Below are 7,597 nucleotides of genomic sequence, written 5' to 3' on the forward strand. Positions count from 1 at the left end.
ATCAACTGATAACATCCGCCGGACTTGGCAAGCTGTCAAGCCGGGCGGTAGCGTCGCGCCATGCAGGCCCCCGTCCACAAGCGCGACGCGAACGCGGCCCGTGCGCGCATACTCAATGCGGCGCAGCGTGCTTTCGCGACGACTGGCTATTCGCACACCGGCATCCGCGCGATCGCGGCGGAGGCCGGGACGAGTTCGACGCTGCTGCTGCGCTACTACGGCAGCAAGGCCGGCCTGTTCGAGGCGGCGCTGCGCGATGCCATGGCCGTCGACAACCTTGTTGCCATGCCTCCGGAAGAAATGGCGCAGACGCTGGCGCGAACCCTGCGCGAGGAAGACAATTCGGCGCGGCCGATGCTGATGATGGCGATGGCCTCGGGCGAGCCGGAGGCGGCGCAGATCGCCGCGCGCGTCTTCACCGAGCGGAGCATCACGCCGATGGCGGACTACCTCGGCGGCGCCGACGGGCAGGTCCGCGCGCTGGAACTGGCGATGCTGGCGATCGGCTACGTGTTCTTCACGAAGCACCTGCCCCTGCCAGGCCTCGCCGCCGCGCAGACGGAGGCGCTGGACGCCTGGTTCACGCGCGCTGTGCTGGACGTCGTCAGGCCGGGCTGACCTGCTGTCGCTGGGCGGCGAACCAGGTGACCATGCGCTCGATAGCGTCCTCGATCTCGGACGTGGAGACGGCAAAGCTGAGGCGAATGAAGCGGTTGCCTTCGACGGGGTCGAAGTCGATGCCGGGCGCGGTGGCGACGCCGGTGTCCTCCAGCAGTTGGCGGCAGAACGCGAAGCTGTCGCGCGTCATGTGGCCGATGTCCGCCCAGATGTAGAAGGCGCCGTCGGGCGGGGCGATGTGCGCCAAGCCGAGGCGTGGCAGCGCGGCGAGCAGGAGTTCGCGGTTGCGGGCGTAGTTCGCGTGGTGGCCTTCCAGCTCCTCCCGGCAGTCGAACGCGACGAGCCCGGCATGCTGGGCGAGCACCGGCGGTGTCAGGAACAGGTTGGCGATGCGGGCGCGGGCCGGCCCTGTCAGCGCGGGCGGCACCACCAGCCAGCCAAGCCGCCAGCCTGCCATGCTGAACCACTTGGAGAAACTGTTCACCACCAGCGCCTCGGGCACATGCTGGAGCAGCGAGTCCGTTTGCGGGCCGTAGGTGAGGCCGTGGTAGATCTCGTCCGAGATCACGGTGATGCCCTTGCGCGCGCAGACCTCGGCGATCGCGGCGAGTTCCTCGGGCGCGATGACGGTGCCGGTGGGGTTGGCCGGGCTGGCGATGATGAGCCCCTCGGGCGCGGGATCGAGCGCGTCGAGCGCGGCGGCGGTGATCTGATAGCGCTCTTCGGGACCGCAGGGCATCTCGACCGGCTCGAGGTACAGCGTGCGCAGCGCATTGCGGTAGGCGACGTAGCCCGGCCGGGCCAGCGCCACCCGCGCGCCTGGACGAAAGCAGCAGGACAGCGCCAGCACGAAGGCGGGAGAGGCGCCGCAGGTAAGGAACACCTGCTCGGGGGAGACGGTGACGCCGTAAGCCTCGGCGTAGTGGCGCGCGATACGCTCGCGCAGGGCCGGGCTTTCCCAGTAACCGCCCGGCTCGCTGTCGAGCACCGCATGAGCCGCGGCAATGGCGGCTGCGGGCGCTCCGGTAGAGGGCTGGCCGTACTCCATGTGGATCACGTCGCGGCCTTGCGCGGCAAGTTCGTAGGCGATGCGGCCGATCGTGGTCGCGTGGAAGGGTTCGACATGGGCGATCATGATGCGCCTGCTACGATGCGCTTGGGCGCGATGCAATGCGCGCGGAAGGTCGATTTGACCCAGCGGGAAGAGCGCCCCGCGCGCATGGCCAGTGGCGGTGCGGCGCGGCACAAGGGCGCGAAGAGGAGAGACGAATGGCCACGAGGCTCGATCACTACCGCCTGCTGGGCGGGTCCGGCCTGCGGGTATCGCCGCTGGCGCTGGGGACGATGACCTTCGGCGTCGAGCCCGGCGGCTGGGGCTCCAGCGACGAACAGGCCGCCGACATGGTCGACACCTACATCGACATGGGCGGCAACTTCATCGACACGGCCGACTTCTACGGTGGCATGGGCGGCTCGGAGGAAGTGCTCGGCCGGCTGCTCGGCGCGCGGCGCGAGCGGGTGGTGATCTCGACCAAGTATTCGCTCACCACCCGGCCCGGCGACCCCAACGCCTCGGGCAACCACCGGCGCAACATGGTGCGCTCGGTCGAGGATTCGCTGCGGCGGATGGGCACCGACTGGATCGACCTGCTCTACCTCCACATGTGGGACTTCCGCACCCCCGTGGAAGAGATCCTGCGCGCCTTCGACGACCTCGTGCGTGCCGGCAAGGTGCTCTACACCGGGCTCTCGGACACGCCCGCCTGGCAGGCGAGCCGGATGCAGGCGGTCGCGCAAATCCGCGGATGGACGCCGTTCTGCGCGCTGCAGATCAGCTACTCGCTGATCGAGCGCACCGTAGAGCGCGAGATGATCCCGATGGCGGCCGAGATGGGCATGGGCGTCTGCCCGTGGTCCCCGCTCGGCGGCGGTGTGCTGGCGGGCAAGTACACCCGCGCGGACCTTGCGCCGCCTGCGCCGGGCGGCGCCTACGACCGCAGGACCATGAACGCGGCAAGCGGGCGACTGAGCGAGCGCAACCTCGATATCGCCGACGAGGTGGCGGCGGTGGCGCAGGAGATCGGCGCGTCGAGCGCGCAGGTCGCGCTCGCCTGGACGCTGGCGAACCGGGCGGTCGCCTCGCCGGTGCTGGGCACCCGCACGCCGGAGCAGCTGGCCGACAACCTCGGCGCCCTGGCGCTGACGCTGGATACGGAGCACCTCGCCCGGCTGGACGCGGCGAGCAGCGTACCCAAGGTGTTCCCGATGGATGTCCTCACCGGCCCGGCGGAAGGCATGATGTTTGGCGGCGTCACGGTGGAGAAGCGATAAGTACCGTCACCCGGCGCATACGGTCATCCGGCACATATCGTCATCCCAGCGTAGGCTGGGATCGCCATCGGCATCCCGACCGGGCACCTCCACCGCCGTCACCCGAACACCGTATAGATCCGCGCGGCGAACCGCCATTCGCTGCCGATCCGCACGAAGCTGTCGTGGTATTCCCCGGTCACGACCTTGTCGGTACCGGTGATGCTCGCGACCATCATCGCGTTGGCGCTCGCCGCCTCGCCCCGGACCTCGACCATCAGGTTGTGGATCAGCGGCACCGGATGCGGGCGGCCCTTGCCCTCCATCAGGAACGCGACGAGCGCCTGCGGGCTCTCGAACCGCTGGCGCACGGCGAACTCGGCGCGATCTGGTTGGCCCGAGCGGACTTCGAACGTGCCCCCATCCGCGAACAGGCCGAGGATATCTTCGTAAGCCTCGCGCCGTACCGCGCGGGCATAGGCGTGGACGAGATCGGCAACGGCCCCCTGCGCCTCGATCCGGGCGATACGGTCCTCCAGAGAACCGCTCATGCCGCCGTGTCGCGCAGGTCGCAGGCGGCGCGGATGGCGGCGAGGCGCGGCTCCATGCTGCGCCAGACCTTGGTGTGGGTGACGATCACGGCCGCATCGCCCTCGATCCCGGCGGCCACCATCTCGCCCACGTCGTCCGGCGTGACTTTCGAAGGCGGCATGGCTCCGGCGTAGTCCCTGATCTCGCCGCCCACTTTGCGGGTGCTCTCGGCAAGATTGGTGGCGACATAACCGGGGCACAGCAAGGAGACGCCGACGCCGTGGGGCGCCATTTCCTGCCGCAGTCCCTCGGTCAGCGCCGTCACCCCGAACTTGGCGACGGCATAGGCACCCACGCCCGGCACGCTCGCCGTCAGCCCGGCCTGCGAAGAGGTGTTGACGATGTGACCCCGCCCCCGCCCGCGCATGTCGGCGGCGAAGGCGAAGACGCCGTTGGCTACGCCGACGAGGTTGATGGCGAGGATGCGGTCGAAGCTCTCCGGGTCCATGTCCGCGAACTCGCGGCCGTTGGGGGCGATGCCGGCGTTGTTGACCAGCACGTCGACCGGGCCGAACGCGCTTTCCGCCTCCGCCTTGGCCCGTGCCCAGCCCGCGCGGTCGCGGGTGTCGAGCACGGCGGCGCGGACCGAATCGCCGCGCGCCGCGACCACCGTTTCCAGCGCCTGCGCGTCGATGTCGGCCACCGTCACTCGCAGCCCGCGCCGGCGCATCGCATCAACGATACCTAGCCCGATGCCGCTCGCCCCGCCGGTCACGAATGCGTGTCCTGCCTCGCTCAGATCCATGGTTTTGTGCGCCTCTCCACTGCCTGCGCGCATCCCTGGCGCGTCCTTGTCGGCAATTCTGAAGCAGTGTCCGCTATCTTGCAATCGCCCCCACCCTTCCGCACACCGCAGGGACGATAAGGGACAGGAAGAGGACAACCGGCATGACTGTCGACGATGTTATCGCGGCCGCACGCGCCGAAACGGGGCTGAACGAAATCGGCGATCCCGCCGCGCTCGAAGGGCTGGAGGTGCTGCTGCGCGCCTATGCCGACGAGGCCAGGTTCAGCGAGCGCGGCAGCCAGCTCGCCCACCGCGACCTCGAGAAGTACATGGCGGGCCGCCTGCGCATCGAGGACTGGCTGGCCAGCCACCCCGAACTGCTGGAGCGCCCGGTCGAGAAACCGCTGTTCGTCTTCGGCCTGCCGCGCACCGGCACCACGCTGCTCATCAACCTGCTCGCCGCCGATCCCACCCGCCGTCCGTTCCTGCGCTGGGAATCGCACGACCCGGTGCCGCCGCCAAACCCTGAGGAACTGGCGGCCGGACCGCGGTGGCAGAAGATGCAGGACGCCACCCAGATGGCGCTGCAATACATGCCCAAGATCGCCGCGATCCATTACGAGGACGCCCATAGCCCCACCGAGTGCCAGTTCTCGATGAACTACTCGTTCTGCGCGCAGGTGTTCGAATCGCAGGCGGATATCCCGAGCTACCGCGACTGGCTGTTCCACAAGGCGGACTACCTGCCAGCCTTCCGCTTCCACAAGCGGCTGCTCCAGCTGCTTCAGGCCGAGACGGGCGGGCGCTGGGTGCTCAAGAACCCGTGGCACCCGCTGTTCCTGGATGCCTTGGCGGAAGTCTATCCCGACGCGCAGCTGGTCATGACGCATCGCGACCCAGCCGACGTGCTCGGCTCGATCGGCAGCCTGATCGAGAACGTGCGGATGATCTATTCGGACGATGTCGACCTCCACCGCATCGGCGAGACCTTCATGGAAACCTTCGCGCTGATGATCGAGCGGCAGGACGCCTTCCGCGCCAAGCATGGTGCCGACGCGATCCTCGACGTCCAGTACGTCGACATCATGAAGGACCCGATCGGCGAATGCCGCCGCATCTACGAGCACTTCGGCGAGCCCTTCACCGATGAAGCGCAGGCGGCGATGGACGCCTACATGGCCGCCAATCCCAAGGGCAAGCACGGCAAGCACGATTACTCGCTCGAACGCTACGGCCTCACCCGCGAGGGCGTGCACGAGGCCTTCGCCGACTACATCTCGCGTTACCGCATACCGGTGAAGCAGGGCGCATGACCCACCTCGGCGCGCGGTACGGCCAGCTCGTGCAGATGAGCTACGTGACGCGCGACATGGACGCTGCCATCGCCCACGCGGAGGCCGAGCTGGGCGTGACCGGGCTTGTGCGCAGCCAGGCCGAGATCGAAGTGCTGTCCTACGGGACGCGGCGCCCGCTGGCGGTGAAGTCGGCGATTGCGAATGTGGGTGAACCCGGCAAGGTCCGCCAGTTCGAGATCATCGAGCCGGTCTCGGGCGCGATCGAGGTCTACACCGAGGCGATGGACCTCTCGGCGCATATCCTGAACTTCCACCATGTCGCGGTGGCGGTGCCGGGGCCCTATTCCGAGTGGCAGGCGCTGCTGGACGAAGTGCGGGGGAGCGGCGACGAGTTCGCCTTCCTGTTCCCGGCCGACCCCTCGCCCGAGGCGGGGCTGTGCTTCTGCTATGTCGATACGCGCAGGCGGATCGGGCACTACACCGAATATCTCTGGGTGGACCCGAAACTGGCCGGGATCGTCGCCGCGCCCTGGCTCTAGGAGCGGCGACGACCGGAGCTCAAGTCCCGTCGGTGTTGACGCTGACGATACCGGGGCGCTCGGCGCCCATGCCCGAGAAGCCGATCGAATACCCGCCATCGACCGGCAAGACCACGCCGGTGATGTAGGCGGCCTCCTCGCTCGCCAGGAACAGCGCGGCATTGGCGATGTCCCGCGCGTAGCCCCAGCGGCCCATCGGGATGCCCGCCAGCGTCGGGAAGCCCTCGGGCGGGGTGTCGTGGGTCTTGGAGGCTTCGACGAGGCCGGTCCACATCGTGCCCGGCGCCACCGCGTTGACGCGGATGTTCTTGTCCGAATAATCGAGCGCGGCAACCTTGGTCAGCTGGTGCACGCCCGCCTTGGCCGACGAGTAGACGCCGTGGTGCTTCCACCCGATCACCGCCGAGGCCGAGCTGGTGTTGACGATGGCGCCGCCGCAGGTCTTCAGCATCGATTCGATGCCGTACTTCATGCAGAGGAACACGCCGCGGATGTTGGTGGCGTGGACCTTGTCCCACAGCTCGATCGGCTGCTCGTGCAGCGCCGCCATGCCGCCGCCGAAGCCGGCGTTGTTGCACTGCACGTCGAGGCGGCCGAACTCGCTCTCGGCCTTTGCGACCAGCGCCTTGACCTGTTCCTCGTCCGAAACGTCGCAGTGCATGGCAACGACATTGTCACCAAGGCTCGCCGCGACTTCGTCCTGCTTGCCCGAGATATCGGCGAGCACGAGCTTCGCGCCCTCGGCATGGAACAGCTGCGCCATCGCCTTGCCCATGCCCGAGCCCGCGCCGGTGATGATGCAGACCTTGTCCTGAAGCCTTCCGGCCATTGTCCTTCTCCCGTCTTGTTGTCGTATCGGAAAATCGTGGTGGCTCAGGCCGAGGTGTCGATCGTCGGCCGCACCGTGATTTCCGAGATGTTCGTCCGGCGCGGCATCGACAGGATGAAGACGATGGCCTCGCCGATGTCGCGCGGCTTCACGGCGCCTTCCTTGCCGACGTGCGCCTGGATCGCGGTGCGCCAGTTGGGATCGACGATGTTGTCGCCCACCTCGGTCTCGGTGGCGCCGGGCATCAGCGTGGTGACGCGGATGTTCTTGCCGCCGAGTTCCTGCCGGATGCCGTCGGTGAACGAGTTCGCCGCGTGCTTGCTGGCGGAGTAGGCGCTGGTCATCGGACCACCCTTGCGCCCGGCGAGCGAGGAGATGGTGATGATGTCGCCTTCGCCCTTGGCCAGCATGTGCGGCACCGCGGCGGCGCAGGTGTAGACCGTGCCCATCAGGTTGATGTCGATGACGCGGCGGTAAAGGTCGGTGTCGCAGTTCTCGATGCCGCCGGCCTGCATCACGCCCGCCGAGTTGATGAGGATGTCGATCGAACCGAACGCCGCGACGGTCTCCTCCACCGCGCGCTTGGCGTCGGCCTCGACCATCATGTCGCCGGGGATCGCCAGCGCCCTGCCGCCGGCCGCCTCGATCTGCGTGACCAGCCCCGCGAGCCGGTCGGCCCGGCGGGGGG

Annotated in this window: 9 protein-coding genes; 4 read left to right on the top strand and 5 right to left on the bottom strand. The window is 68.4% G+C overall.

Annotated elements, in window-relative coordinates; genetic code table 11:
- Nucleotides 1-60 precede the first annotated feature (60 nt).
- Nucleotides 61-618, top strand: coding sequence for a TetR/AcrR family transcriptional regulator (locus PMI02_RS25920; RefSeq protein ID WP_007683696.1), 558 nt, complete (start codon nt 61-63; stop codon nt 616-618).
- On the opposite strand, the gene PMI02_RS13855 is transcribed toward PMI02_RS25920, so the two are convergent.
- Nucleotides 605-1,753, bottom strand: coding sequence for a pyridoxal phosphate-dependent aminotransferase (locus tag PMI02_RS13855; protein ID WP_007683698.1), 1,149 nt, complete (start codon nt 1,751-1,753; stop codon nt 605-607). The genes PMI02_RS25920 and PMI02_RS13855 overlap by 14 nt on opposite strands.
- Before the next feature lie 134 nt (nt 1,754-1,887).
- Here PMI02_RS13855 and PMI02_RS13860 point away from each other — a divergent pair, with 134 nt between their 5' ends.
- The gene (locus PMI02_RS13860) at nt 1,888-2,949 is read left to right on the top strand and encodes an aldo/keto reductase (protein WP_007683699.1); all 1,062 of its coding nucleotides are present in this window, start codon (nt 1,888-1,890) and stop codon (nt 2,947-2,949) included.
- Between the two features lie 98 nt (nt 2,950-3,047).
- Here PMI02_RS13860 and PMI02_RS13865 read toward each other — a convergent pair whose 3' ends face one another.
- Nucleotides 3,048-3,479 (bottom strand): nuclear transport factor 2 family protein, encoded by a 432-nt coding sequence (locus PMI02_RS13865; RefSeq protein ID WP_007683701.1) that lies wholly within the window; start codon nt 3,477-3,479, stop codon nt 3,048-3,050.
- Entirely contained in the window at nt 3,476-4,264 is a 789-nt protein-coding gene (locus PMI02_RS13870) for an SDR family oxidoreductase (RefSeq protein ID WP_036503831.1), read from the bottom strand. The genes PMI02_RS13865 and PMI02_RS13870 overlap by 4 nt, the downstream gene beginning before the upstream one ends.
- 143 nt (nt 4,265-4,407) lie before the next feature.
- Here PMI02_RS13870 and PMI02_RS13875 point away from each other — a divergent pair, with 143 nt between their 5' ends.
- Nucleotides 4,408-5,559: a sulfotransferase gene (locus PMI02_RS13875; protein ID WP_007683707.1), complete on the top strand. Its 1,152-nt coding sequence runs from the start codon at nt 4,408-4,410 to the stop codon at nt 5,557-5,559.
- Nucleotides 5,556-6,080, top strand: a complete 525-nt coding sequence (locus PMI02_RS13880) for a VOC family protein (RefSeq protein ID WP_007683709.1) — start codon at nt 5,556-5,558, stop codon at nt 6,078-6,080. Before PMI02_RS13875 ends, PMI02_RS13880 begins: the two co-directional genes overlap by 4 nt.
- A gap of 19 nt (nt 6,081-6,099) precedes the next feature.
- On the opposite strand, the gene PMI02_RS13885 is transcribed toward PMI02_RS13880, so the two are convergent.
- Nucleotides 6,100-6,909 carry an SDR family NAD(P)-dependent oxidoreductase gene (locus tag PMI02_RS13885; RefSeq protein ID WP_007683711.1) on the bottom strand — a complete coding sequence of 270 codons (810 nt, stop codon included), beginning with the start codon at nt 6,907-6,909 and terminating at the stop codon, nt 6,100-6,102.
- 44 nt (nt 6,910-6,953) lie between these two features.
- Nucleotides 6,954-7,597: SDR family oxidoreductase (locus PMI02_RS13890; protein WP_007683713.1), on the bottom strand; the 644-nt coding region annotated here is incomplete at its 5' end.

Source organism: Novosphingobium sp. AP12, from assembly GCF_000281975.1.
GTDB lineage: Bacteria > Pseudomonadota > Alphaproteobacteria > Sphingomonadales > Sphingomonadaceae > Novosphingobium.